The 26,375-nt window shown below is 48.3% G+C and carries 28 protein-coding genes; 16 read left to right on the forward strand and 12 right to left on the reverse strand.

The features are described from left to right. The first annotated feature begins 47 nt into the window (after nucleotides 1-47). Nucleotides 48-371, forward strand: coding sequence for a T9SS type A sorting domain-containing protein (locus BUB37_RS00240; RefSeq protein WP_072986568.1), 324 nt, complete (start codon nucleotides 48-50; stop codon nucleotides 369-371). A gap of 65 nt (nucleotides 372-436) precedes the next feature. Here BUB37_RS00240 and BUB37_RS00245 read toward each other — a convergent pair whose 3' ends face one another. Beyond that, nucleotides 437-868 carry an FKBP-type peptidyl-prolyl cis-trans isomerase gene (locus BUB37_RS00245; protein ID WP_072986570.1) on the reverse strand — a complete coding sequence of 144 codons (432 nt, stop codon included), beginning with the start codon at nucleotides 866-868 and terminating at the stop codon, nucleotides 437-439. A gap of 216 nt (nucleotides 869-1,084) precedes the next feature. Between BUB37_RS00245 and BUB37_RS00250 the strand changes: the two genes are divergently transcribed. Continuing rightward, entirely contained in the window at nucleotides 1,085-2,062 is a 978-nt protein-coding gene (locus tag BUB37_RS00250; RefSeq protein WP_072986573.1) for a LuxE/PaaK family acyltransferase, read from the forward strand. Here the strand turns inward: BUB37_RS00250 and BUB37_RS00255 are convergent. Both BUB37_RS00255 and tyrS read right to left on the reverse strand, forming a co-directional pair. After that, nucleotides 2,059-2,589, reverse strand: coding sequence for a hypothetical protein (locus tag BUB37_RS00255; RefSeq protein WP_072986575.1), 531 nt, complete (start codon nucleotides 2,587-2,589; stop codon nucleotides 2,059-2,061). The genes BUB37_RS00250 and BUB37_RS00255 overlap by 4 nt on opposite strands. 100 nt (nucleotides 2,590-2,689) lie before the next feature. Beyond that, entirely contained in the window at nucleotides 2,690-3,985 is a 1,296-nt protein-coding gene (tyrS, locus tag BUB37_RS00260; protein ID WP_072986580.1) for a tyrosine--tRNA ligase, read from the reverse strand. A 101-nt stretch (nucleotides 3,986-4,086) separates the two neighbouring features. On the opposite strand from tyrS, the gene BUB37_RS00265 reads away from it, so the two are divergent. After that, complete coding sequence (locus tag BUB37_RS00265) at nucleotides 4,087-5,094, forward strand: NAD-dependent epimerase/dehydratase family protein (RefSeq protein WP_072986582.1); 1,008 nt, start codon at nucleotides 4,087-4,089, stop codon at nucleotides 5,092-5,094. Here BUB37_RS00265 and BUB37_RS00270 read toward each other — a convergent pair. Genes BUB37_RS00270 through BUB37_RS00280 form a run of 3 tightly spaced genes read right to left on the reverse strand, consistent with a single transcriptional unit; the run spans nucleotide 5,075 to nucleotide 7,574 of the window. Next, on the reverse strand, nucleotides 5,075-5,491 hold the full coding sequence (locus tag BUB37_RS00270; RefSeq protein ID WP_072986586.1) for a DUF4296 domain-containing protein: 417 nt from the start codon (nucleotides 5,489-5,491) through the stop codon (nucleotides 5,075-5,077). The genes BUB37_RS00265 and BUB37_RS00270 overlap by 20 nt on opposite strands. 18 nt (nucleotides 5,492-5,509) lie before the next feature. Beyond that, nucleotides 5,510-6,844 (reverse strand): dihydroorotase, encoded by a 1,335-nt coding sequence (locus BUB37_RS00275; RefSeq protein ID WP_072986589.1) that lies wholly within the window; start codon nucleotides 6,842-6,844, stop codon nucleotides 5,510-5,512. 1 nt (nucleotide 6,845) lies between these two features. After that, a complete protein-coding gene (locus BUB37_RS00280) occupies nucleotides 6,846-7,574 on the reverse strand; it encodes a polyprenol monophosphomannose synthase (protein WP_072986593.1) in 729 nt (242 codons plus the stop codon). Nucleotides 7,575-7,735: 161 nt separating this feature from the next. Between BUB37_RS00280 and BUB37_RS00285 the strand changes: the two genes are divergently transcribed. From BUB37_RS00285 to BUB37_RS00295, 3 genes are read left to right on the forward strand one after another with little or no spacing between them, the layout of a single operon-like run. Next, nucleotides 7,736-9,403 (forward strand): ArnT family glycosyltransferase, encoded by a 1,668-nt coding sequence (locus tag BUB37_RS00285; protein ID WP_072989587.1) that lies wholly within the window; start codon nucleotides 7,736-7,738, stop codon nucleotides 9,401-9,403. Next, nucleotides 9,403-10,056 (forward strand): DUF4271 domain-containing protein, encoded by a 654-nt coding sequence (locus tag BUB37_RS00290; protein WP_072986596.1) that lies wholly within the window; start codon nucleotides 9,403-9,405, stop codon nucleotides 10,054-10,056. Before BUB37_RS00285 ends, BUB37_RS00290 begins: the two co-directional genes overlap by 1 nt. A gap of 10 nt (nucleotides 10,057-10,066) precedes the next feature. After that, on the forward strand, nucleotides 10,067-10,813 hold the full coding sequence (locus tag BUB37_RS00295) for a uroporphyrinogen-III synthase (RefSeq protein WP_072986600.1): 747 nt from the start codon (nucleotides 10,067-10,069) through the stop codon (nucleotides 10,811-10,813). Nucleotides 10,814-10,890: 77 nt separating this feature from the next. On the opposite strand, the gene pckA is transcribed toward BUB37_RS00295, so the two are convergent. Together pckA and BUB37_RS00305 are read right to left on the reverse strand one after the other, a co-directional pair. Next, nucleotides 10,891-12,507, reverse strand: a complete 1,617-nt coding sequence (pckA, locus tag BUB37_RS00300; RefSeq protein WP_072986604.1) for a phosphoenolpyruvate carboxykinase (ATP) — start codon at nucleotides 12,505-12,507, stop codon at nucleotides 10,891-10,893. 53 nt (nucleotides 12,508-12,560) lie between these two features. Continuing rightward, nucleotides 12,561-12,947, reverse strand: a complete 387-nt coding sequence (locus BUB37_RS00305; protein ID WP_072986607.1) for a DUF423 domain-containing protein — start codon at nucleotides 12,945-12,947, stop codon at nucleotides 12,561-12,563. A gap of 78 nt (nucleotides 12,948-13,025) precedes the next feature. Here BUB37_RS00305 and BUB37_RS00310 point away from each other — a divergent pair, with 78 nt between their 5' ends. The 4 genes from BUB37_RS00310 (at nucleotide 13,026) to BUB37_RS00325 (ending at nucleotide 15,930) form a co-directional block, all read left to right on the forward strand. Further along, complete coding sequence (locus BUB37_RS00310) at nucleotides 13,026-14,399, forward strand: saccharopine dehydrogenase family protein (RefSeq protein ID WP_072986611.1); 1,374 nt, start codon at nucleotides 13,026-13,028, stop codon at nucleotides 14,397-14,399. 72 nt (nucleotides 14,400-14,471) lie between these two features. Next, nucleotides 14,472-14,942 carry an Lrp/AsnC ligand binding domain-containing protein gene (locus tag BUB37_RS00315; protein WP_072986614.1) on the forward strand — a complete coding sequence of 157 codons (471 nt, stop codon included), beginning with the start codon at nucleotides 14,472-14,474 and terminating at the stop codon, nucleotides 14,940-14,942. A 40-nt stretch (nucleotides 14,943-14,982) separates the two neighbouring features. Then, a complete protein-coding gene (locus BUB37_RS00320; protein ID WP_072986618.1) occupies nucleotides 14,983-15,309 on the forward strand; it encodes a hypothetical protein in 327 nt (108 codons plus the stop codon). Between the two features lie 108 nt (nucleotides 15,310-15,417). After that, a complete protein-coding gene (locus BUB37_RS00325) occupies nucleotides 15,418-15,930 on the forward strand; it encodes a ferritin (protein ID WP_072986621.1) in 513 nt (170 codons plus the stop codon). An 84-nt stretch (nucleotides 15,931-16,014) separates the two neighbouring features. Here BUB37_RS00325 and BUB37_RS00330 read toward each other — a convergent pair whose 3' ends face one another. The 3 genes from BUB37_RS00330 to BUB37_RS00340 all read right to left on the reverse strand — a co-directional run bounded on the left by BUB37_RS00330 (nucleotide 16,015) and on the right by BUB37_RS00340 (nucleotide 21,218). Then, entirely contained in the window at nucleotides 16,015-16,710 is a 696-nt protein-coding gene (locus tag BUB37_RS00330; protein WP_072986624.1) for a zinc metallopeptidase, read from the reverse strand. Nucleotides 16,711-16,833: 123 nt separating this feature from the next. After that, the gene (gene ald, locus BUB37_RS00335) at nucleotides 16,834-17,934 is read right to left on the reverse strand and encodes an alanine dehydrogenase (protein ID WP_072986627.1); all 1,101 of its coding nucleotides are present in this window, start codon (nucleotides 17,932-17,934) and stop codon (nucleotides 16,834-16,836) included. A 164-nt stretch (nucleotides 17,935-18,098) separates the two neighbouring features. After that, nucleotides 18,099-21,218 carry a leucine--tRNA ligase gene (locus tag BUB37_RS00340; RefSeq protein WP_072986630.1) on the reverse strand — a complete coding sequence of 1,040 codons (3,120 nt, stop codon included), beginning with the start codon at nucleotides 21,216-21,218 and terminating at the stop codon, nucleotides 18,099-18,101. An 80-nt stretch (nucleotides 21,219-21,298) separates the two neighbouring features. Between BUB37_RS00340 and BUB37_RS00345 the strand changes: the two genes are divergently transcribed. The 5 genes from BUB37_RS00345 (at nucleotide 21,299) to BUB37_RS00365 (ending at nucleotide 24,877) form a co-directional block, all read left to right on the forward strand. After that, the gene (locus tag BUB37_RS00345; protein ID WP_072986635.1) at nucleotides 21,299-22,177 is read left to right on the forward strand and encodes a cell division protein FtsX; all 879 of its coding nucleotides are present in this window, start codon (nucleotides 21,299-21,301) and stop codon (nucleotides 22,175-22,177) included. Nucleotides 22,178-22,263: 86 nt separating this feature from the next. Then, nucleotides 22,264-22,533, forward strand: a complete 270-nt coding sequence (locus tag BUB37_RS00350; RefSeq protein ID WP_072986638.1) for a DUF3098 domain-containing protein — start codon at nucleotides 22,264-22,266, stop codon at nucleotides 22,531-22,533. A gap of 1 nt (nucleotide 22,534) precedes the next feature. Then, complete coding sequence (locus tag BUB37_RS00355) at nucleotides 22,535-23,329, forward strand: undecaprenyl-diphosphate phosphatase (RefSeq protein WP_072986642.1); 795 nt, start codon at nucleotides 22,535-22,537, stop codon at nucleotides 23,327-23,329. A 36-nt stretch (nucleotides 23,330-23,365) separates the two neighbouring features. Further along, nucleotides 23,366-24,070, forward strand: a complete 705-nt coding sequence (truB, locus tag BUB37_RS00360) for a tRNA pseudouridine(55) synthase TruB (protein WP_072986645.1) — start codon at nucleotides 23,366-23,368, stop codon at nucleotides 24,068-24,070. Between the two features lie 78 nt (nucleotides 24,071-24,148). Further along, nucleotides 24,149-24,877, forward strand: coding sequence for an energy transducer TonB family protein (locus BUB37_RS00365; protein ID WP_072986648.1), 729 nt, complete (start codon nucleotides 24,149-24,151; stop codon nucleotides 24,875-24,877). On the opposite strand, the gene BUB37_RS00370 is transcribed toward BUB37_RS00365, so the two are convergent. Further along, nucleotides 24,854-25,537 carry a thioredoxin family protein gene (locus BUB37_RS00370; RefSeq protein WP_244526684.1) on the reverse strand — a complete coding sequence of 228 codons (684 nt, stop codon included), beginning with the start codon at nucleotides 25,535-25,537 and terminating at the stop codon, nucleotides 24,854-24,856. The two genes, BUB37_RS00365 and BUB37_RS00370, sit on opposite strands and share 24 nt — an antisense overlap. Nucleotides 25,538-25,783: 246 nt before the next feature. Between BUB37_RS00370 and BUB37_RS00375 the strand changes: the two genes are divergently transcribed. Then, on the forward strand, nucleotides 25,784-26,347 hold the full coding sequence (locus BUB37_RS00375) for a DNA-3-methyladenine glycosylase I (protein ID WP_072986652.1): 564 nt from the start codon (nucleotides 25,784-25,786) through the stop codon (nucleotides 26,345-26,347). The last annotated feature ends 28 nt before the right edge of the window (nucleotides 26,348-26,375 follow it).

Raw genomic sequence — 26,375 nt, forward strand, 5'->3', positions numbered from 1 at the left:
ATACCGTCTTTCACTAACTTTAAGGTATTGATCCCAAATCAATTGCCATGCGATTATTTTATCTAAGCCTCTTTACGCTGTGCTCCTTTGCGGTTTTTGGGCAAGAATCGGACAACGTATCGATAGAAGCCGAACAAGCGTTCGCGGGACTTAAGCTATACCCCAATCCGGCATTCGGCGAAACCGTACAAATTGTTTCGAACAACCAAGGACCAAAGGAGGTAACGGTATATGATGTTTTTGGGAAAATCGTACTTACCGAAAAGATCTACCGCAACAGCCTAAACATTAGTTCCCTGAATTCCGGCATTTATATGCTTCAGATCAGGTCAAACCATAAAACGGTCAACAGAAAATTGGTCGTAAAATAAAAGCCCTCGATGAGGGCTTTGTATTTATCTTCCAATAGGCTCCGTAGGAGACCCTTGGTCTTACCTTAGACGATTTCGACCACTTCGAGGTCAAAAATCAGGTCCTTGCCCGCCAAAGGATGGTTTCCGTCGACGACGATAGAGGCTTCGTTCACCTCTTTTACGACGAGGTTGATTTCTTGCCCGTTAGGGGTTTGCGTTACCAAGCCCATACCCACTTTTGGCTCAATATCGTCAGGCAGCTGACTTTTGGGCACTTCTTGGATAAGTTGCTCATTGGTTTCGCCATAGGCTTCGTTCATGGGTATCTTCACCGTCTTCTTCTCGTTCACCTTCATATCGATCAGTCCCTTCTCGAAACCGGGTATCAATTGCCCTTGTCCCAATGTGAACTGAATGGGTTCACCCCTTTCCACAGAACTGTCGAAGACCTGTCCGTCGGCCAACTTACCTGTGTAATGTACTTTTACGGTATCATTATTTTTTACCTGACTCATAATTTCTATTTTATTTATAATGTAGCTCCAAAAAGCTATAATTGTATAAAGGTACAGGTCTAAAGATCGCTTCAAAATAATGGAACCATATTTTATGTTATTTAATAAAGATTAACGGTAATATTCGTTATATGTTAAAATTTTAACACTAAGTATTTGCCTTGAGCACAGTAAGCAAACCTTAAGATATCATTACTTTTGCACTACGATTTTTTCATGGAAGACAAGGGCATTTTTACTATTTCCGACCTCGACGAATTCAACCTTCACGCGTTGGATACTTTTCGTTTTCAGTATCGCAACAACAGGGTTTACCAAACGTTTTGCGACCACTTGGGACAAAACGACCTTACCGTGGAACGGGTGTCGGACATCCCCTTCTTGCCGATTTCCTTTTTCAAGTCAAAAAAAATAGTCGCCACACACCGACCGCCCCAGGCCCTTTTTACCAGTAGCGGTACTACCGGAAGTCAGACCAGCACCCATTATGTAAGCGACCTCGGGATATACGAAGAAAGCTTCGAACAGGCCTTTTTGCACTTTTACGGCGATGTTTCGGCCTATTGCATCCTTGCCCTTCTGCCCTCGTATTTGGAAAGGCAGGGATCTTCATTGATCTACATGGTAGACCACCTCATCAAGAAAAGTGGGCACAGGGCCAGCGGGTTCTACCTCGACGACCTAAGTGCCCTTCGCTCGCAGCTCGGCAAACTTGAGGAAGCGGGACAAAAGACCCTATTGATAGGCGTCTCCTTCGCCTTGCTCGACCTGGTCGAAACAGGCCCGATGAAACTGAAGCACACCATGGTCATGGAAACGGGAGGAATGAAGGGCCGAAGAAAGGAACTCATTCGCGAAGAGCTGCACGAAATCTTAAAAAAGGGGTTCGGGGTAGACCATATACATTCGGAATACGGAATGACCGAACTGTTGTCACAGGCCTATTCGAAGGGCAATGGCATATTCAAGACACCCCCTTGGATGAAAATCCTTATCCGCGATACCGAAGACCCCTTAAGCTATCAAAAAACCGGCAAGACAGGGGGTATCAATGTAATCGACCTGGCCAACAAAAACTCGTGTTCGTTCATCGCCACGCAAGACTTGGGCAAAGCCCATGCCGATGGTACCTTTGAGATTTTGGGCCGCTTCGACCATAGCGATGTCAGGGGCTGCAATCTGATGGTCCTTTAAAGTCCCAGTATTTTGGCATCGACAAAAAAGGTGGAAGACACCTCTATTTCGTGGTCGCTACTGATTACCTCATCCGTTACCGTATTCAACCTCAGGTTGAATTTGTCCTTTTTGATATATTCCTGAAGATCGACATCGATCACATCGACATCGAGAACGGCTCCGGTATTCGGGTCGATATCCGTCTTTTCGGCAATTTTTATCTCATCGAGGCCCTCGGCCGAAATATAAACCTCAATAGATTCCAAAAAACTAAAATCGGCCGCTTCGGGCGACGTTATCCTTAGGGTCAATTCGGTCAACCTGATCTCTTCGATAAGGTCTTTTCGGGTATCGTTTACCTCGAACTCCGATTCGGAGTTTGTTTCCACATCCGGGGTAAAAATATCGAAGGGCAAATCTACCCCTACCGTTCCGGGAATGGTCACCTCACTCTTATAGGTGATATCGAACTTGGTAAGTTCGTCAATCTTGTCGCAGGCCAAGAGTACTACAAAGGCGGCCAGGCCAATAACTAAATTTCTCATAGCAATTCAATTTTAGGAAAAACCTATTGAACACTAACGCATTCAGTTCAAATTTATTGGCCTGGATTACCAAAACCCACATGTGCACAAGGCAATGCCCCTAGGCCACCACCAAGACGAAATAGTTCTTTTTGCCCCGCTGCAAAAGCACGAACTTGTCGTTGATAAGGTCTTTGTCGGTAATGATATAGTCGGCCTTGACCTTTTCCTTGTTCACTGAAATGGAATTCTGCTTCAGCTCGCGGCGCGCTTCACTGTTGGAGCCCAAAAAGCCGGTCTTATCGGCCAGGGCCCCGATCATGTCGAGTCCGCCCCCAAGTTCGGCCCTGGGAATCTCCGCCTGGGGTACCCCGTCAAAGACATCCAAGAAGGTTTTTTCGTCCAACTTTTTCAGGTCTTCCGATGTCGATTTCCCGAACAGGATGTTACTGGCCTTTTGCGCGTTTTCCAAATCTTCCTGGGAGTGTACCATGGTGGTAATCTCCTCTGCCAGCCGTTTTTGCAGGCTTCTCAGGTGGGGCGCCTGTCGGTGCTCTTCGACAAGGGCTTCGATTTCAGCTTTCGTCAAAAAAGTGAATATCTTGATGTACTTTTCGGCATCTTCATCGGAGGTGTTCAGCCAATATTGGTAAAAACGGTAGGGCGATGTGCGCTCGGCATCCAACCAAATGTTTCCGCTTTCGGTCTTTCCGAACTTGGTGCCATCGGCCTTGGTGATCAAGGGGCAGGTAAGGGCATAGCCCTTGCCGTTTCCTATGCGCCGGATCAGTTCGGTACCCGTGGTTATGTTGCCCCATTGGTCGCTACCGCCCATTTGAAGGGTACAGTTGTAATTCTTGTAGAGGTATAGAAAATCGTAACCTTGCACCAATTGATAGGTAAACTCGGTAAAGGACATCCCTTCCTTGGCCTCGGCCGAAAGGCGTTTTTTGACCGAATCTTTGGCCATCATATAGTTTACGGTGATATGCTTGCCCACATCGCGAATAAAATCGAGAAAGGAAAAGTCTTTCATCCAGTCGTAGTTATTGACCAGAACAGCGCCATTGTCGGTAGCACTGTCAAAATCCAAAAAGCGTGAAAGTTGTTCCTTCAGGGCGTTTTGGTTATGTCTTAGGGTCGCTTCGTCCAAAAGGTTGCGTTCCGCCGATTTTCCCGAGGGATCACCGATCATTCCGGTCGCCCCGCCTATCAAGGCATAGGGCTTGTGGCCGGCCAATTGAAAGTGGCGAAGCATCATCACCCCTACCAAATGCCCGATATGCAATGAATCCGCCGTCGGGTCAATACCGACATAGGCCGATTGCATTCCGCTTAAAAGATGTTCTTCCGTTCCGGGCATAGCATCGTGCAACATGCCCCTCCATTTCAATTCTTCGACAAAGTTTGAAGCCATTTTACCTGTTTCTAAATTTTCATGCAAATATAACGGTAAATCGGAGCCCACCCTTGTCGTACGACAGGAAATTATCCAAGTCTATTCGCTAACTTTGGGACATGGTTTTGGTCACAGGCGGAACAGGTTTGGTCGGGGCACATCTTTTGCTTAAACTGCTTAAGAAAGGATGTGCCGTTAGGGCCACTTATCGAAAGGACAGCGATCTTCAGAGGGTAAAAAAGGTATTTGGATACTACGAGGAAGACGTGGACACCTTGTTCGATACCATCGAATGGGTCGAGGCCGACCTGAACGACATTGCCGCCCTCGAAACGGCGTTTACGGGCATTGATAGGGTTTACCACACCGCGGCCCTGATATCCTTCGACCCCGGGGATTACAAAAGGCTGTACAAAACAAATACCGAAGGCACGGCCAATATTGCAAACCTATGCATCGACAAAAAGATTAAAAAACTGTGCTATGTAAGCACCATAGGGGCCATTGGCAATAGCCCACAGGGGCAGAAAGCCCGTGAAGAAAACCCATGGACGCCCCAAGATGCCAATGTATACGCACGCACCAAGCAGGCTGCCGAAATGGAAGTCTGGAGGGCCTCGCAGGAAGGAATCGACGTGGTCATGGTCAACCCGGGGGTAATCATCGGCCCCGGATTCTGGGAAAACGGCAGTGGCGCCCTGTTCGGGATAGCCCAAAAACAGCACCGGTTTTACCCGCCCGGCGGTACGGGATTCGTTTCGGTGGGCGATGTGGTCGAGATGATGGCGCAGCTGATGGACTCCAACATCAAAAACGAGCGCTATATCGCGGTTGCCGAAAACTGGACCTATCGCGAGATCATGACCCAAATTGCACAGGCCATGGGTCTCAAGCCCCCTAGCATCGAACTAAGGCCATGGCAGCTCGAAATCGGGCGTTGGTTCGATTATACAAGAAACCTGTTGTTCAAAACGGGCAGAAGGATCACCAAGAACTCCGTGAAATCGCTAAAGCACCGTGAAATCTACGACAACTCAAAAGCACGGGACGACCTCGATTTTCAGTTCGAACCCTTGGGTCCCGTCATTCGGTTTTGCTGCGAGAAGTTTAGCGAAGAGAATCCTTAAGCTTTTTGGCCGCCTTCTGTTTGCGCTCGGCCTCCAGGCGCATAAGGCTATCTTTCTTCGCCTTTGCGTCTTCGAATTCTTTTTGTCGCCCCTCGAGAACGGCCTCTACCTTCAGATAGATTTCCTCGTACTCGGCAGGCAAGGATGCGTAATACCTATCGCTTTCAACAAACTGGAGGCTATCTATACCGTGCCTTTCAAAAACATAGGCCATCGGATCGATGTTGTTATCGCGCAAGATGCTTACATTGGTTATCTTCGCCGCATTCACAATGGCCACATCGGTTAAAATTTGCACCATTTTTTCCTTTTCGATAAGGTTGTCGGGTTTTTCGAGCAACTTTTCGTTGCACGACCAAAGCCAAAAAACCAAGATAAGTACATTGAGTTTCTTCATCGTCCAGTGCCGTTATACCTATCGAACGAAAGTCAATCGCCTTCCGTGGGGCTCGGGAGAGAACTTTCCGTTTTCGTAGGCCAAATGACCGTTTACAAAGGTATGGCTTATTTTTGAGCGAAACGTAGTGCCCTCAAAGGGCGACCAGCCACATTTATACGCTATGTTTTCCTTGGTAACCTTCCAGGCATCCTTTAGGTCTACCACGGCCAGGTCGGCAAAATACCCTTCGCGCACATAGCCTCTTTTTTCTATATCGAACAGTATGGCCGGGTTGTGGCACATTTTCTCTACGATCTTTTCCAGGGAAAGTACGCCTTCGTGGTATTTTTCCAACATGGCGGGCAAGGCGTGTTGCACCAAGGGGCCACCGGAAGGGGCCTTGGTATACACCTGGTCCTTTTCCTCCAACAGGTGGGGCGCATGGTCGGTGGCGATCACATCCAAGCGGTCGTCGAGAAGGGCCTCCCACAGCTGCGCACGGTCTTGGGCGGTCTTCACTGCCGGGTTCCATTTGATGAGGGTACCCTTGTTATCGTAGTCGGCATCGGAGAACCAAAGGTGGTGAATGCACACCTCGGCCGTAATCTTCTTATCCTTTAGGGGGATGTCGTTTCTAAAAAGGTCCGTTTCCCTTCCCGTCGACAAATGAAAAACATGCAAACGGGCCCCGGTCTTCTTGGCCAGTTCCACGGCTTTTGAAGAGGATAGGTAACACGCTTCCGCACTTCGGATCAGGGGATGGAATTTTACCGGGATATCGTCGCCGTATTCCTTTTTATAGCGCTCCAAGTTGGCACGAATGGTGCCTTCGTCCTCACAATGTGCCGAAATCACCATTTCGGTATTCCTAAAGATCTTTTCGATCACCTCTTCGTCGTCGACGAGCATGTTGCCGGTAGACGATCCCAAAAACAGCTTTACCCCCGAACAGGCGTTCTTATCCAAGCGTTTGATCTCTTCCAGGTTGTCGTTGGTCCCACCGAAGAGGAAGGAATGGTTGGCAAACGAGGCCTTTGCCGCCATGGCGAACTTTTCTTCCAGTTTTTCAAGGGTAACGGTCTGGGGGTTGGTATTGGGCTGCTCCATGTAGGAGGTAATTCCCCCGGCCACGGCCGCCCTGCTTTCCGACGCTATATCGCCCTTATGGGTCAGGCCCGGTTCGCGAAAATGCACCTGATCGTCGATAAGGCCCGGCAACAGATAGTTTCCGTCGATATCGACGACCCTGGCCGTATCATCGGAAATGTCGGGACCGATCCTGGCGATCAGGTCCTTTTCTATGAGTACATCGGCCTCGATGACCGAATTTTCGTTGACTACCCTGGCGTTTTTGATCAGTATCTTGTCCATCCTAAAATTGACTTTTTTGAAACAGGCTACGGACTTTCATCATGAACACGCCGACTATGGCCTCGTTGATAATCGAGGAAGACATTTTTGACTTGCCCCTTACCCGGTCCCTGAATATTATGGAAACCTCCTCTATTTTGTAATTTTTTAAGTAGGCCCTGAATTTCATTTCGATCTGGAACGCATAGCCTACGAAGCGTACCGAATCGAGGTCGATGTTCTCCAAGACATGCCGCTTGTAGCACACGAAACCTGCCGTAGGGTCGTGTACGCGCATTCCGGTAATCACCTTTACGTAAAACGATGCCCCATAGGAAAGCAACACCCTGTGCAATGGCCAATTTACCACGTTCACCCCCTTCTTGTACCGCGAGCCTACAGCGACATCGGCCCCGTTCGCACAGGCCCGGTACAGCCTTGTCAGATCTTCGGGGTTGTGCGAGAAATCGGCGTCCATTTCAAAAATGTAGTCGTACTTTTTGGCAATGGCCCATTTGAAACCGTGGATATATGCGGTTCCCAAGCCCGACTTCTCGGTTCTGACCTCCAGGAACAGGGAATCGGGATACCGGGTCTGCAGTTCGCGGACTTTGTCCGATGTGCCATCGGGAGAGTTATCGTCGACGATAAGCACATGAAACGCTTTGTTCAGACCGAAAACGGCCTCGATAATGGGCTCTATGTTCTCAATCTCATTATAGGTGGGTATAATGACCAGACTATCTGACATACGATGGTTGCTAGTTCGGCAAAAATAGCATTTTCAATATTGTCAGTACGCGCCAACCCATGAATTGTGAAATTTTTAGCGATTGCAACTGTATCATAATTCGTAATTTTGCCCGTTGTAATACCGGACATCCCTTTATAATTGTGTTATCCAACGAAACAATGAAACCTAAATTACCTCGAATATTTTTACTGCTGTTGGGTATCGTTTTTGTTCTCAATCTAGTACAATCTTATTTTACGCCCCTTATTTTCGACGAGGCCTATTACTGGCATTACGCCCAAAAATTGAGCTGGGGCTATTTCGACCACCCGCCTCTGGTGGCACTGATGGTACGGCTTAGCGGTATGTTTTTTGACGGGGAACTGGGGGTACGCTTTATGAGTTGCATACTCTCGTCACTTATGTTCATCGTACTGTGGGCCTGTATCGACCATCCGAGGAAGAAAGATTACGTCGTCCATTTTTTTGTACTGGTCTTTTCAATGGCCCTGTTGAACGCCTATGGCTTCTTTACCCTTCCCGATACCCCTTTATTGTTCTTTACGGCCCTCTTTCTCTATGTCTACAAGCGCTTTTTGGCAAAGCCGACATGGGTTTGGGGCGTAATTCTCGGCATGACCATGGCCGGGCTCATGTACAGCAAGTACCATGCGGTCCTGGTCATCGTATTTGTCCTGCTTTCCAACCTGAAATTGGTCACGCTAAAAAATGCCTGGTTGGCCGTAATAGTGGCCCTGGCATGCTACACGCCCCATTTTATCTGGTTGTACCATAACGATTTTGTAACCATAAAGTACCACTTGTTCGACCGGCCCAACGACCCGTACAGCTTTACCAAGTACACCTTGGGCTATTTCGTAAACCTTATCGCGCTCTTCGGACTTACCTTCCCCTGGATCTATTGGGCGTTGTTCAAAACAAGACAAAAGGACAAGTTCACAAGGGCCCTGCTTTTTTTGACCTACGGGATCATCCTGTTCTTTTTCATGTCCAGCTTCAACAGACGCATACAGACCCAATGGATCATTGTTATCACCATCCCATTGATCATACTGGTCTTTAGACAGATGATCGAAAACGAGACCCTGCGAAAGTGGATCTACCGCACCGGGATCGTCAACGGAATACTCATTCTGTATTTGAGGGTCGGATTGGTTTACGAGCCTATTTCCCCGATTGTATACGAGACCCATGGAAACAAGGAGTGGATAGCGGAGATAAAGTCTAAGATAGGCGATACGCCCGTCGTTTTCGAAAACTCGTACCGCAATGCCCCGATGTACGCCTTTTATGCCGGCGTACCCACCTTTTCGCTCAACAACCTGATGTACCGGCGAAACCAATACTCGATAGACGAATCGGAAGCCAAGGTACAGCATCAAAAAATCCTCTATGTGACACGGCGCAAGCAAAAAGCCCCCGACCTGGAACTGACCCGGGCCGACGGCAAGGTGTTCTATGGCAAGTACATCGATGACTTCGAATCTTTTCGCAAACTGCGCACCCTGGTCGAGGAACCTATTCACCTCGATCTCGAAAGGGAACAGGAATTCAAGGTCTACAACCCCTACGACCAAGACATAGACTTAAAAAAAATAAAATTCAATATTGCTTATTTGACTAGCTTTAAGGACGTGAAAGACCGTATGGCCATAGAACCCCGTATCGTTGACGACAGTCTTAAGGCCCTGCCCGCGAACGACACGGTAAGCTTTATATTCAAGTTTCCGAAACCGAAAATGAAAGACCCCGCTTATTTTAGGATCGGCATATCGGAAAATGGGTTGTTGCCCGGCATCAATGGCACAAACACTAAATTTGACTGATGGAACCTATACTACGAACAGCCGGTACCGCCGATTGGATGACCATTATATTGGTTGCCAGCCTACTTTTTTTGGTATTGGCCAAACGCCTGTTCTACACCCGGTTTCTGAACTTTATTATTCTGCCCTTCAACAACAAGTACATCTTTCTGTACAACAAAAAGGAAAAGTTGGTGAATTGGTTCCATATTTTGTTCACCGTATTTCAAACTACCAATTTCGCACTCTTCGTTTATTTGGCACGAAAGACAATCGCCCCGCCCAATGACGAATACCCTTTCATGTACCTCATTATTTTGGGCTTTATACTGTTGTTTCTCCTGGTAAAAACCACGCTTCAGCTGGCCAATGGCTATATTTTCGGATCGAACAAGGTAGTTAGCGAGGTCATATTCAAAAAACTTTCTTACTTCAATTACAGCGGAATTGTCATGTTCATGGCCAATTTGCTTATCGTATATGTAGTAAAAACCCCAAACCTTGTTATTTACGGAGCAATTTTGCTCATTCTCCTCATAAATATAATCGGTTGGGTCACAGTGCTGAGGAATCATCAAAAATTCATTGCCAACTACTTTTTCTATTTTATTTTGTACCTTTGCGCTCTCGAAATTTCCCCATTTATAATCATTGGCGGTTATCTGCAACTATAATTTGAGTTATATGAAAGTAAAGACGATTTTGGTCTCTCAACCAGAACCCAAAATGGAAAATTCGCCTTACTCTAGGCTAATAGATAAGGAAAAAGTCAAAGTTGATTTTAGGCCTTTCATCCATGTCGAGGGAGTAGACGCAAAAAACGTTCGCCAACAGAAAATCGATCTTAAGAATTACACTGCGATTATTTTGACCAGTAGGAACGCGGTTGACCATTTTTTCAGGATTGCCGAAGAAATGAGGTTCAAGGTACCCGATTCCATGAAGTATTTTTGCCAATCTGAAGCCGTGGCGTACTATCTTCAAAAGTATGTCGTCTACCGCAAGCGTAAAATTTATGTAGGGCAGCGAAATTTCCAAGACTTGGTCCCCCTGTTTAAAAAGTACAAAAACGAGAAGTTCCTGCTACCTTCGTCCGACGTGTTAAAAGACGTTATACCCAACACGCTAAATGAGTTGGGCATTGATTGGAAACGGGGTATATTCTACAAAACCGTTATTAGCGACCTATCGGATTTGAGGGACGTCTATTACGATATTTTGGTGTTCTTTAGCCCTTCGGGCATCGAATCCCTGTTGAAGAACTTCCCCGATTTTAAGCAGAACGATACCCGTATTGCCGTTTTCGGGAATTCGACCATCAGTGCGGCCACCGAAGCGGGCCTTCGAATAGACATCAAGGCGCCCACCCCTGAAACGCCGTCGATGACCATGGCACTTCAAAAGTATATCAGTTCCGTCAACAAAAAATAGGGTTTCTTGGCCCAAAGAACAAAAGCGGACCCCGTAAAGAGTCCGCTTTTTTGTTTTACGACTATCTGGCCGCTTCGCTAAAAGGCATAACGCTGGGGGCCGCCGCGACGGATCTCTTCACTGGCGTATGCCTCAAACTGCTTAAAATTTGTACGAAAGGCATTGGCCAGCTTAAATGCGGTGGTATAGTAGGCCTGATCATCGTTCCAAGTGGCACGCGGACTCAGCACTTCTGTTGGTACGCCGGGGCATTCCCTCGGTTGGGCCACCCCGAAAACGGAGTGTATGTGGTAGTGGTCGTAGTCGTAGAGCCCCAGGTCTCCATTGAGTACGGCATTGATCATGGCCCGGGTATATTTCAATTTCATTCGGGTACCCACGCCGTAGGGTCCGCCCGTCCAACCTGTGTTGACCAGCCAAACGTTCACCCCGGCCTCCTTCATTTTTTTACTGAGCATTTCTGCGTATTTGGCCGGATGCAAGGGCATAAAGGGCGCACCGAAACAGGCCGAAAAAGAGGGGACCGGCTCAACGACGCCGGCCTCGGTTCCTGCCACCTTGGCCGTATAGCCCGAAATAAAGTGGTAGGCCGCCTGGCTTGCGGTCAGTTTCGATATCGGGGGCAATACCCCAAAGGCATCAGCGGTCAAAAAGAAAATATGCTTCGGGTTCTTTCCGATAGAAGGACGCTGTACGTTGGCGATATGGTAGATCGGATAGCTCACCCGAGTGTTCTGGGTAATACGGGTATCGGAGAAATCGACGTTTCCGGCCTCGTCCATGATTACGTTCTCCAAAAGGGCCCCTTTTTTGATTGCCGCATAGATTTCGGGCTCCTTTGTTTCCGATAGGTCGACCACTTTGGCATAGCATCCCCCTTCGAAATTAAACACCGCGTTCTCGTTGTTCCAGCCATGTTCGTCATCGCCGATCAGCTTGCGCGAGGCATCGGTCGACAAGGTGGTCTTGCCCGTTCCCGAAAGCCCGAAAAAGATAGCCGTATCGCCCTTTGGGCCCACATTGGCCGAACAGTGCATCGGCAGGGTCTTCTTCATTACCGGGAGAATAAAGTTCAGGGCCGAAAAAATACCTTTCTTAATCTCGCCCGTATAGCCCGTTCCCCCGATCAAGACAATCTTTCGGGTAAAGTTGAGGAGTGCGAAATTGTGTTGGCGCGTACCATCGGTTTTCGGATCGGCCCTAAAGCCGGGCGCATTGATAACGGTCCACTCTACATCGAAATGCCTCAATTCTTCCTCGGTAGGGCGAATGAACATGTTGTACGCGAAGAGGTTCGACCAAGGGTACTCCGTCACCACCCGAATATCCATCCGATAGTTGTGGTCGGCACAGGCATAGCAGTCGCGAACATATAGCTCCCTTTCGTTCAGATAGGCGATGACCTTGTCGTACAGGGCATCGAAGCTTTCGGGCGAAAAGGGGATGTTTATATCGCCCCACCAAACCTTGTCCTCGGTCACCGCGTCCTTAACGATAAAACGGTCTTTCGGAGACCGGCCGGTAAATTCCCCGGTATTGACGGCCAAGGCCCCTGAAGAAGCCTCCCTGCCCATCCCTTTTTTTAGGGTAATTTCGTGAAGCTGTTCCGGGGAGAGTTGATAATGAAAATTGTTGTGCGTGATACCATAGGCTTCCAAGGAAATGGAAGGCCTACCATTTGTTGTGTTGTCCATCGAGTTTTGTTTTAACCATAGCGGTTATTTATATATCAGTTAAAGAACATCCCTTAGTTGAAACGCTTGTACACCCTGTAGCCGAACAACCCCCATCCCACGATCAGCAAGGTGCCACCAACGGGGGTCACAAAACCGATCGATCGAAAATCGAAACCCGTCAATTCGTTGGTCGCCAATAGGTAAATAGAAAATGAAAAAAGCACGGTACCCGCACCTACCAAGTAAAAGATGGCCTTTTTGTCCGAGGCCCCTAGCTGGGGCATCACCCCCAAGACCAACAATAACAATGCGTGGTACATTTGATACCGAACCCCGGTTTCGAAGCTCTGAAGGCTACTTGGGTCGATCAGCTTTTCCAAGCCGTGCGCGCCAAAGGCCCCCAAAATTACCGCCAACATGCCCAACAGGGCCCCGACCCCACAGATTGTTTTGTTCATAACACCAAATATATTATTTTTTATATTTATAACAATTTATACCTTAGTAACTATAGCACAAACTTAAAAAAAGATTATATGCCACGTAAAATTCTGGTAATCGGCGCAGGAAAATCTACCTCATACCTGCTCGATTATTTTTTGGGGAAATCTGCGTCGGAAAGGCTTCAAATCACCATTGGCGACCTGCATCCGGAAGCCGTTCCCCCATCCATTGCCCGGCATCCTGCATGCCGTGTAGTACACTTGGACATATTGAACGATTCGTTGCGCAGGAAGTTGGTTGACGACTCCGATATTGTCGTTTCGATGCTTCCTGCCCGCATGCACATCACCGTGGCCCGCGATTGCCTCGCCTATGGCAAGCATTTGGTAACCGCTTCGTACATCGGCGAGGAGCTTAGGGAACTATCGAAGGCGGTCGAAAAAAAAGGCTTGGTCTTTATGAACGAGATAGGCCTCGATCCGGGCATCGACCACATGAGCGCCATGCAGGTGATCGACCGGATTACCGAAAAAGGAGGCAGAATGCTGCTTTTTGAATCCTTTACCGGAGGATTGCTGGCCCCCGAAAGCGATAACAACCTTTGGAACTACAAATTTACCTGGAACCCCAGAAATGTCGTTCTGGCCGGTCAGGGGGGGGCGGCCAAGTTTATACAGGAGGGCACCTACAAATACATTCCCTACCACCGCCTCTTCAGAAGGACGGAGTTTTTCGAAATCGAAGGGTACGGCCGTTTCGAGGGCTATGCCAACAGGGACTCGCTGAACTACCGCGAAGCCTACGGACTTCAGGATGTACTCACCCTGTACCGCGGAACCCTGCGCCGCGTCGGATTCTCCAAGGCCTGGAACATCTTTGTTCAGTTGGGCATGACCGACGACAGCTATATCATCGAAAATTCGGAGGGCATGTCGTACCGCGATTTTACCAACCTTTTTCTTCCCTATTCGCCCACCGACTCGGTAGAACTGAAGCTAAGACACTATTTAAAGATAGACCAAGACGACATTGTATGGGAGAAACTTCTCGAACTCAAACTGTTCGATCCCGACAAAACCATTACCTTGGCAAGGGCCACTCCCGCCCAAATACTCCAGCAAATTCTTGAAGAAAGCTGGTCGTTGGACGACGGTGACAAAGACATGGTCGTGATGTACCATAAATTCGGATACGAACTCGAGGGCCAAAAACGGCAGATAGACGCCAATATGGTAGTCGTCGGCAAAGACAGGACCCACACCGCCATGGCAAAGACGGTAGGCCTTCCGGTGGCCATGGCCACTTTGGCCATTTTGAACCGAAAGATAACAACGCCCGGTATACAGATTCCCATTCACAAAGAGGTGTACGGACCCATCCTCTCGGAACTCGAAGCCCACGGAATCGTTTTCAAGGAATACGAGGTGCCCTATCTAGGGTACAATACCGAAACCCAAATTATTTAATCCCCTACGACCTTATTTACTTACTGTCTATTTGTAATTTTATACTTTTAACGACAATTCGACACAACTTCTATGAAATCAGGCGACGAAAAGGTAAAAATAGACGGTATCGACAAAAAAATTTTAAGGTACCTGATGGAAGATGCCCGTAAACCCATTCTTGAAATTGCCCGTAATATCGGCATTTCGGGAGCGGCCATCCATCAGCGCCTGCGTAAATTGGAGGCATCGGGACTTTTGGCCGGCTCCAAGTTCGTTATCAACCCCAAGGTAATGGGCTATACCACCATGGCCTATATCGGCATTTATCTCGACAAGGCCATGAGCAACCCTATTGCCGTAAAACAGCTCGAAAAGATTCCCGAAGTACTCGAATGCCATTACACCACCGGAAACTGGTCGATACTTATCAAAGTCCTGTGCCGCGACAACGAGCACCTTATGCATGTACTGAACAAGGAAATCCAACAAATCGAAGGGGTTTCGCGAACCGAGACCTTTATCTCCCTTGCCCAACAGATCGATCGACAAATCCAGATATAATATTTGTATTAAATCTAAATAAGGATTATTTTTGTTCCCAATGGAACGCATTCATTCATCACGGTACTATACCTTTTATCAATCCGATACGGAAAGGTGTTTCTACATCGATTTTGGCCACAAGCTGGTGCGTTTCACGTTTTGCGAGCTGCTTTCCCTACGTCAGAAGGTATGGGCCATCGATATCGAATCCCATTTTGACGACGAGGTCAATCCGCACGGTCTCGAAATTTTGTCGCTCTGCAACAAAGAGCACCTTTTTATCTTGAATACCCTAGAGGTACTTGACCTCAAAGACTTGCTTACCGGGGCCTTTTTTATGCTCGACATAGCCGCCCAGCACCCTGTGCTTGCATCCAAGGCCTAGTCTCCCCCTATTTTTAATCAATCTAAAATCAGTTATAAATAGGGCCTGACCCTAGCGCCGCACACGCTTTTGTAATAACTTTACGTTAAGTTAAGTAAAGAAAGGACAATGAAAGATATAGCGAGACAACAGATGAGCATCAAGGTAGAGAGCATGGATATGCTCAACGCCCAAATACAAATGGAAGGCAAGGCTTCCGCCTCCTATTTGGCCATGGCCTCTTGGTGCGACCAACGGGGCTATGCCCGAAGTGCGGACCTTTTGTACCGGCAGTCGGCCGAGGAAAGGGAACACATGATGAAAATATTCAAGTTCGTCAACGATTGCGGAGGCAACGCCCTATCGCCCGAAATAAAGAACATCAACCACGATTTTTCATCACTGGAGGAAGTTTTTGAAACGGCCTTAAGCCAAGAGATCGAGGTCACCAAATCGATCAACAACATAGTCGCCACCGCAAGGAAAAACAACGACTTTGGCGTCGAGAACTTTTTGCAGTGGTTCGTTACCGAACAATTGGAAGAGGAAAAAACCATGCGTGACATCCTCGATCTATTTGACCTTATGGGCCGCGACGGTATCGCCTTGAAACTGATAGACGAACGCATACCTGCCAAATAAACCGAAAGCACACGAACCCAAACAAAAAAAGCTGTCTATGCATTTATAGACAGCTTTTTTTATAAGGTACTTTTTCTTCAAGCACTAATCCCTTCCACCGAGGACCTGAAGTCCCCAATAGACCAAGGTGGCCAAGGAACCGATCGCCGCTACCAAATACGTACGGGCCGCCCATTTTAAGGCATCCTCGGAGCCCTTGTATTCTTCGGGGGTTACAATGTTCTTTGCCTTCAACCAGGCCAAGGCACGGCTACTGGCGTCATATTCCACGGGCAAGGTGATAAAACTGAACAAAGTCGCCATACCCATCATTACCAATCCGGCAACGGCCACCCAATATCCGAGTCCGACCCCTGCGGCGGCACCCAACATCAGGCCACCGAACACCACCCACATGGAAAGACTTGAGGTAACGCTCACCACGGGCACCAGCTTCGACCGCAGGGTCAGCCATTCATAGGCCTGAGCGTGCTGTACCGCATGGCCACATTCATGAGCCGCCACCGCGGCAGCGGATGCATTGCGTTGGTTGTAAACACCCTCGCTCAGGTTTACCGTTTTATTGGCAGGATTATAATGGTCGGTCAACATTCCGGGGGTAGAGATTACCTTGACATCGTGTATGCCATGGTCGGCCAACATTTTTTCGGCAATCTCGGCACCGCTCATCCCGTTGCGCAAATGCACCTTTGAATAATACTTGAACTTGCTTTTTAACTTGCTGCTCACTAGCCAGCTGATCAAGGCTATACCACCTATCAATATATAATAACCCATCATAATGTATCGAATTTAAATTAGCCTTAAAGATACTAAGTTTCCCATATTAAAAGGAAATGTAACCTTTGGAAAGCAAAAACCCCGCCAGAATACGACGGGGCATTTTCAACTGACAAAATGTACTTACGCAGTGGCCCCGGCCCAATCAAAAGCCTCTACGATTTCCTTGTAAACCACCTGCCCGTCGGTTATGTTCAGGCCCTTTTGCAGCGAGGTATCCGATTCACAGGCCTTTTCCCATCCCAAATTGGCCAATTTCAGCACATAGGGTAGGGTAACGTTGGTCAGCGCCATAGTGGAAGTGTAGGGCACCGCGCCTGGCATATTGGCCACCGTATAGTGCACCACATCGTCGACAATATAGACGGGGTCTTCATGCGTGGTAGGCCGGGTCGTCTCGACACACCCGCCCTGGTCTACGGCCACGTCGACGATTACCGTGCCCGGTCGCATTTCCTTCAGCATATCGCGGGTGATCAGATTGGGGGCCTTTGCCCCTTTCAGCAAAACGCCCCCTACGATCAAATCGTGTGTTTTTATGTGTTTGCGGATGTTGAACTCGTTCGAAAACTCGGTAACCACGTGCGGTGGCATTACGTCGTTGACATAGCGCAAACGCTTCATATTGATATCGAGAATGGTAACATGGGCGCCCAGACCCGCTGCCATTTTTGCAGCCTGGATACCTACGACCCCGGCCCCGAGCACCAGGACCCTGCCCGGCGCAACACCCGGAACGCCTCCTAAAAGCACCCCCCTGCCCTTTACGGGCTTTTCGAGGTACTTGGCCCCCTGTTGAATGGCCATACGGCCGGCAACTTCGGACATAGGGGTCAACAGGGGCAGGGTACCGTCTTCATCTTCCACCGTTTCATAGGCAATACAGGTAGCGCCACTTTTGATCATGGCCTTGGTGAGGGCCTCACTAGAGGCAAAATGAAAATAGGTAAACAGTATTTGGCCCTTTTGGACCATTTCGTACTCCTGCTCAACGGGCTCCTTGACCTTTACGATCATTTCACTAATGGCATAGACCTGACCGATCGTATCCAAGATGATAGCGCCCGCCTTTTTGTAGTCCTTATCAAAAAAACCGCTGCCCTCACCTGCCGTTGACTGCACGTAAACACTATGCCCGTTCTTAACCAGTTCGTAAACCCCGGCGGGGGTCATGCCCACCCGGCTTTCGTTGTTCTTGATTTCTTTAGGTACACCTATTTTCATCTAAAGCAAATTTTAAATTTGCCTTAAAATTCCGACAAATTGATGGTTTATTAAAATTAAAGGAGCAAAAAGTAAGGGGTATCAACCCATAAATAACAATATAAAAAGAAACACCCCTTAAAATAAAGGGGTGTTCATTAAAAATCATTTCTATTACAAAAAACCTACCCCACAATATTTACGATCTTGCCGGGCACCACAATTACCTTTTTGGGCGTTCTGCCCTGTAATTGTTCTTGGGTCTTTATGTGGGCCATTACCCTGGCCTCGATCTCATCCTTGCTCAGGTCTAAGGGCATTTCGAGCTTAAAACGCATCTTGCCGTTAAAGGAAATAGGGTATTCCTTACTGCTTTCGACCAGGTATTTTTCCTCGAATTTCGGAAACGGCGCCTCTGAAATCGATTCGGTATGGCCCAGCTTTTCCCAAAGCTCTTCGGCGATATGCGGGGCATAGGGCGATACCAAGATCGCCAAGGGCTCTAAAATGGCCCTATTGGTACACTTTTGGGCACCTAGCTCGTTTACGCAGATCATAAAGGTAGAAACGGTGGTGTTGAAGCTAAAGTTCTCGATGTCTTCCTCGACCTTCTTTATGGTCTTGTGCAAGGTTTTCCACGATTCCTTCGAGGGCTCGGCATCGCTTACCTCAAAAGCCCCCCCTGCACCCGAATGGTACAGGCGCCACAGTTTTTTCAAGAAGCCGTGCACCCCGGTAATGCCCGCGGTGTTCCAGGGTTTGGACTGCTCCAGGGGGCCCAGGAACATTTCGTACAAACGCAGGGAATCGGCCCCGTACTCCTCGCAAATGGCATCGGGATTGACCACGTTGTACTTCGACTTGGACATTTTTTCAACCTCGCGGCCAACAATGTATTTACCGTTTTGACAAATAAATTCTGCATCTCTATATTCAGGTCGCCATTTTTTAAATGCCTCAACATCCAATTCATCGGAAGAATCAACTAAAGAAACATCTGCATGGAGCGCATCCCCAGAAAAAGAAATGCTGTATTTGTCTAAGTCAAAAAAATCCTTCTCTTCCTCCGGTATTAAATGCTCATACGATTTTATTCTCTCCAAAACCAAATCTGCTTCAATCAGTTGCTTTACCTGTTCTTCCGGCATCCCATTGCTTCTCTTCCACTTTTTATACTCATGAAAAGAGAAAAAACACTTTGGAATAAAAATCTGATTTTTCTTTAGTTGAACGGTCTTAACCATTGATTTTCTTGTCAACTCATATAAATCATCCGCCTTGGATAAATCCTCTCCGAGCAACTTTTGGGATACCGTTATTTTGGAATGCATTCTATAAACAAAAGCACTCGTCCCCGTGATCATCCCCTGGTTGATCAGCTTTTTGGCAAACTCGTCTTTGGGCACTAGGCCCTTGTCGAACATAAACTTCTGCCAGAACCGACTGTAGAGCAAATGCCCCGTGGCGTGCTCGCTACCGCCAATGTACAGGTCCACATCCTGCCAATAATCAATGGCCTCCTTGGAGAAGATCGCCTCCTCGTTGTGCGGGTCCATGTACCTATTAAAGTATTGGGAGCTTCCCGCCCAGCCCGGCATGGTATTGAGGTCTAAGGGGAACACGGTCTTGTGATCGATCTTGTCGTTGGCCACCACTTGCTTGCCCTCGGTGTCCCAGGCCCATTCGGTGGCATTGCCCAATGGGGGTTCGCCCGTTTCGGTAGGCAGGTACTTATCGACCTCGGGCAGGGTGATCGGCAAGTACTCTTCCTCGATCATGTGCGGCAGGCCGTCGGCATCGTAATACACGGGAAAGGGTTCGCCCCAATAGCGCTGCCTGCTAAAAACGGCATCGCGCAGGCGGTAGTTGACCTTGCCCTGGCCCTGGCCCAGCTTTTCGAGCTCGGCGATCACCTTTTTGGTGGCCTCCTTGTACGATAGCCCATTCAGGAAGTCGGAATTGGCAATGACCGTATTTTCCTTATCGGCGAAGGCTTCCTCGGAGATATCGACCCCCTCAAAAATATTGGGGATGGGAATATTGAAATGTTTCGCGAAATCGTGATCGCGTTGGTCCCCGCAGGGCACCGACATCACGGCTCCCGTTCCATAGCCGGCCAAAACGTAGTCGCCGATCCAAACGGGAATGGCTTCCTTGGTAAAGGGATGCTCGGCATAGGCTCCGGTAAAAGCGCCCGAAATGGTCTTTACATCGGCCATACGCTCCCGTTCCGAACGTTTGGCGGTCGCTTCGACATAGGCCTCGACCTCGGCCCTTTGGGCTTCGGTCGTAATCTGTTGCACCAGTTCGTGTTCCGGGGCCAGTGTCATAAAGCTCACCCCGAAAATGGTATCGGGCCGGGTGGTGAACACCGAGATCTCGTGCTCCGAATCCTTGAGCTTAAAGGTGACCTGGGCACCGACGCTGCGGCCGATCCAGTTGGTCTGCGAATCCTTGAGCGGCTGTGGCCAATCGACCTTCTGCAGTCCGTCGAGCAAGCGCTGGGCATAGGCCGTTATGCGCATGCTCCACTGGGTCATTTTTTTACGCACCACTGGATGCCCCCCGCGTTCGGAGACCCCGTTTACGATCTCGTCGTTGGCCAATACGGTCTTTAGGGCCGGACACCAGTTCACCTCGCTTTCCGCCAAATAGGTAAGGCGGTATTTTAACAACATTTCCTGTTTTTCCCTTTCCGAAAAGGCCTTCCACTCCCCCGCCGAAAACTGCGGTGTATCCTCGTCGCAAACCGCCTCTACCGTAGCGTTGCCCTCCTTTTCAAAAACAGCGATCAAACTTTCGATGTCCTCTGCCCTATCGGTAGCCTTGTTGTACCACGAATTGAACAGCTGGATAAAGATCCACTGCGTCCACTTGTAATACTTGGGATCGGAGGTGCGTACCTCACGGCTCCAATCGAAGGAAAAGCCCATACGGTCGAGCTGCTTTCTGTAGCCCTCGATCTTGTTGCCCTCCTTGTCGACACCGCCTTCAATGTTTACCCGGGTGGTATCGGCCGGATGCTGCCCCGTTTGAATGGCGTACTGCTCCGCGGGCAGCCCGAACGAATCGTAGCCCATGGGGTGCAACACGTTAAAGCCCTTGTGCCTTTTGTAGCGCGCATAGATGTCGCTGGCGATATATCCCAGCGGATGCCCCACATGCAATCCGGCCCCCGAAGGGTAGGGAAACATGTCGAGCACATAGAACTTCTCCTTTTCAGAATCGTTCTCCGCTTTAAAGGTTTGGTTCTTGGCCCAATATTCTTGCCATTTCTTCTCTATACTGTTGAAATCGTAGTGCATCGGCTTTCCGTATTTTCTATGTCGCGCAAAAATAAGTTTATTCGATTTACTTTCCTAAATTTACAGCCGTATAGGCGACTATGGGAAAATCTTTCGAACAATATCAAAAACAGAAGTTAATATCGTCGTATTTTTCGGTGATGCTGAGCATTGCCTTGGTCTTGTTTTTACTGGGCATTTTGGGCCTTTTGGTCATCAACACCAAAAAAATGGCCGATCATTTTAAGGAACAGATCACCATTTCGGTATTTCTAAAGGACGAGGCCAAGGAATCGGAAGTGGACCAACTTCAAAAAACATTGCTACAGGCCGAACACACCAAGGCGGCCATTTATGTTTCGAAGGAAGAGGCGGCCAAGCAGCACAGTGAGGAAATCGGTGAGGACTTCCAGGATTTTCTGGGCTACAACCCCCTCAAAAACTCAATAGACGTTCAATTGAAGGCCGCTTTCGTAACCCCCGAACAAATCGAGGAAATTGCGCAGAACCTTTCGGCCAAAACCTATGTCGAAGAGGTAAGCTACGACAAACCCTTGGTAGGGCTGCTGAGCGAAAACGTAAAGCGCATCAGCTTTTGGATATTGGTGGCCAGTGGCGTTTTTACCTTTATCGCCTTTTTGTTGATCAACAGTTCCATCCGGTTGTCGATCTACTCCAAACGCTTTATTATCAAGACCATGCAAATGGTAGGGGCCACCAAGGGCTTTATACGCCGACCCTTTATTTGGACGAACGTCAAGCTGGGCATGCTCGGCGCCTTGATCGCCACGGCCGTACTGGCGGTGGTACTGTACTATCTCGACAAGAACTTTCCCGAGCTCGAACTCTTCGAAGACATCGAAATACTGGCTGTGCTTTTCGGGGCCATATTTATAACGGGCATTCTTATTTCGCTCGTTTGCACCTTTTTCGCCACACAGCGTTTTTTAAATTTACGCACCGATGAGCTCTATTATTAAGGCACAATCGCCCCCGGTTCGTGACCCGGCCGGTATGAATTACCGAATAGGCCGCCAACAAATAACTTTTTCGCTAAATTTGCACCATGGGTAAAAAACATCAGAAACAGACCAAGCAACCTCAACAGCAAGAATTTATCTTTCAAAAGAAGAATTACACCTTTATGTTTATCGGTGTCGCGTTTATCGCCTTGGGCTTTATTCTGATGAGCGGTGGTGGCAGCGACGACCCCAACGTGTTCAACGACGCCATCTACAACTTTAGAAGAATACGCTTGGCGCCGACCTTGGTGTTGATCGGTTTGGGTATTGAGATCTATGCCATTATGTTGAATCCGCACAAGAAGAAAGATTAATTTGGATACTTTAGACGCCATCATTCTCGGAATCATTCAAGGATTGACCGAATTTTTACCTGTATCATCGAGTGGACATTTAGAACTGGGGAAAGCCATTCTCGGAGACAACTCGGTGCCCGAAGAAAGCCTTCTTTTTACGGTCGTCCTCCATTTTGCCACGGCCCTGAGCACCTTGGTCGTCTTTAGAAAGGATGTCGGAGAAATTATAAAGGGTCTTTTCAGTTTTACCTGGAACGAAGAAATGCAGTTCTCGTTAAAGATCATCGTTTCGATGCTGCCCGCAGTGGGCATAGGCCTGTTCTTTGAAGAACAGCTCGAGGCCTTTTTTGGGGGCAATGTAAAATTTGTCGGCTTTATGCTATTGATTACGGCCGGCCTGCTGTATATGGCCGACAAGGCCAAGGACACCGATAGAAAGGTAAGTTTCGGCAATGCCCTCATTATCGGGGTCTCGCAGGCAATAGCCATGTTGCCGGGCATTTCGAGGAGCGGGGCCACCATTTCCACATCGGTACTTTTGGGGGTAGACAAGACCAAGGCCGCCCGTTTTTCGTTTCTTATGGTCGTCCCCCTGATTTTCGGAAAAATAGCCAAAGACCTCATGGGCGGAGACCTGGCGTTCAGCGGACACAACGCGGTAGCCATGGGAGCCGGCTTCATTGCCGCCTTCGTGGCCGGCCTGGCCGCCTGTACCTGGATGATCCAATTGGTCAGAAAAAGCAAACTTTCTTATTTCGCCATATACTGCCTTATCGTAGGCCTTATCGCCATAGCCTTTGGCCTTTTCGGATAAGGTCTTTACAAGGCCCTAAAAACAAAGTAAAACGGAATGGACAACCGTACCAAGGACGATTTTCTTAACGGACAGCTCTTACTGATAGACAAGCCCTTGGGGTGGTCGTCCTTTCAGGCAGTGAACAAACTCAAGTGGGCCATTCGAAAGAAATTCGGCCTAAAAAAGATAAAGATCGGCCATGCGGGTACCCTAGACCCATTGGCTACCGGCCTACTTCTGATCTGTACCGGAAAGTTTACCAAAACCATTCCCGAACTACAGGGGCAAGCCAAAGAATACACGGGCATCGTTACCCTTGGTGCCACGACCCCCTCGTACGACCTGGAGACCGAAATCGACCAAAGCTACCCGATCGACCATATTACCGAAGGGGCGATCCACGACGCCGCAAACAGCTTTATCGGAAACATCGAGCAGCGGCCACCGGTATTTTCAGCCATTAAAAAAGACGGCAAACGCCTGTACGAATATGCCCGAAAAGGCGAACAGGTAGAAATAAAGACCCGAACCGTACATATTACGGCTTTTGAGATCACCCAAATCAATTTTCCGGACGTGCATTTTAGAATTGCATGCAGCAAAGGCACCTATATTCGAAGTTTGGCACATGATTTGGGGCTAAAACTACGGTCGGGTGCCCATTTAACCGAACTGAGAAGAACCAAAATAGGGGACTACAACGTAAATAATGCCCTAGACCCCAACGTTTTTGCAGAAAACCTGCTCGGGCCGTCATAAGACCGAAGAATGTTGAAAGGGAGTTTCCGTTCAACGAAAAATTAAAATATTTTCAGAAAATCAGGGTTATACACTAATATGAACCTCAACCGCCAGCAATTATCGTTTTTGATCACCATCTTCTCGATGGGCATTGTTGTGCTATGCCTTTACAACATACATTTGGGCGGTTCGCAGGAAGAAGACGAATATGTGGTGGAAATGGTTCTTGACGAGGAGCTCATAGAGGAATTGATGGAGAAAGAAGAGCCCAAGGAAGAAATGCAGGAGGCCAACCCCATCAAAAGCCATATGGCCTACAACGAAACGGCCAAGCCCAGCCAGGGAAGTCCCGAACCCCTAAAGACCCTTCAGGAAATTTTGGCCGAAAGGGAGATTGCCCAAGAAGGGGATGCCACCGACGATCTTATGGACTCCGAATATGCCGAAAGAATAAAGGAGTTGAGGAAGAAACGCGAGGAGGCCAAGCAGAAACTTGGCGAAATAACGGCAAAAAAACACGAATTCACCAACAACTTGGCCAAGCGCCGCACATCGGTCTCGTTCTCGTTAGTGGAACGCGAAGGCTATCGGCTCCCCCCGCCCATCTATACCTGTATCGAGGGAGGCAAAGTCGTGATCAATATCGAGGTAGACTCCGCCGGCAATGTTATCGACGCCAGTTTTAACGAGCGGAGCTCGGGCACCTCGAACGGCTGCCTGGTAGAGAACGCCATCGCCTACGCCTACAAGGCCAAATTCAGTTCGGCCTCCAGAGCCTCGCAAAAGGGCAGCATCACCTACCTATTCCAAGGGAAGGCACGCTAAAAGCTCCTTTAATATGGTCTTGCCCTTGTCTTTGTTGTACCATTGTTGAAGCTCTTCCTTGAGTTCGGGAAGTATCTTGCCGTGTTCCTCCTTATGCCGCGCAACCATTTTGGCCGCCGGTTCGGGCCGTGGCCCCCATTCGGCAAGAACCTCCAAACTGTCCCTATCGCAAACGATCAACTTGGGAATCGACATTGCACCCCGGGTCAAGAACCTATCCATCAATTCCAAATTTTCATCGCGCAATACGATTTTCAAATCGATATTGGCACTGAGTTCGGCAATTTTGTTCATCACCGGCAAGGACGGGGCGGCGTCTCCGCACCAACTTTCGGTGAGTACCAAAAGACTTATCCTTCTATCGTATCCTTTTATTAGATCCATGGATTCGGGATCGAGTTTCACCGTTTTGTCAAAGCGCTTCATCCGCCTGTCGTTCAACAGGGTATAGTTGGCCAGGGCCTCGGTCTGTTTCGGGCCAGTGGCCCTGCCTTCCGACGCCAACCGGCTGACCATGGCCCTGTAATCGGTATAGGAAACGGCCTTTGGCAAAGCCTCTTTGATCAATTCCGCAGTGCTCTTGTCTGTAATGGATTGTGGCATTTTATAGTTTTGTTTTAATGACAATTGGTAGTATCCTACCTGTTTTTGAGGTATCATTGGTAGCATTTTTTTTCAAGAACTTACACCCCGCGCGTTTAAGTAGGTCCTAAAAAGGATTAAGTACGGTTTGCGCTTCCAGAAAACGTTAGCATTGGCTTACACCGAAGGGTTTTTGTCCAAGCCCCGCCCCCCTATATCCCAAATTTATATTTTAGTAATATTGGACCGCAAAACATCGATCAAAGGTAACACAAGCATAACCTTTTGTTCATAAAGGCGTATTTTCGTGGTTCAAAAAACAAAATGAAAAAACAAAGATGTCCTTGGTGCGAGGGCGACTCCCTTTACGAGGCTTACCATGACGTAGAATGGGGCACACCCGTAAGGGACGACGATACCTTGTTCGAGTTTTTGGTCTTGGAAACCTTTCAAGCCGGACTGAGCTGGATTACCATTTTGAGAAAACGGGAAAATTTCAGAAAGGCCTTTGACCAATTTGATTACCGTAAAATAGCACAGTACGGGGAAAAGAAGATCCAAGCCTTGCTGAACGATGCCGGGATCATCAGGAACAAGTTAAAGGTACGGGCGACAGTGTCAAATGCTATGGCCTTTATGAAGGTGCAAGACGAATTTGGAAGTTTTAGCCGTTATGTGTGGGGTTTTGTAGGCGATAGCCCCATAAGGAACAGGGTCGAAAACTACAAAGACGCCCCTGCCACCACGAAAATCTCGGATGCGCTAAGCAAAGACCTGAAAAAAAGAGGTTTCAAATTTGTGGGCAGTACCGTCATCTATGCCTTTATGCAGGCCACGGGTATGGTCAACGACCATGAAATCTCATGTTTTAGGTATGATCAGGTATGATAAAAAACGAATGTTACCGAAAGTATAG

This window comes from Pseudozobellia thermophila (assembly GCF_900141855.1).
In the GTDB taxonomy this organism is placed as follows: domain Bacteria; phylum Bacteroidota; class Bacteroidia; order Flavobacteriales; family Flavobacteriaceae; genus Pseudozobellia; species Pseudozobellia thermophila.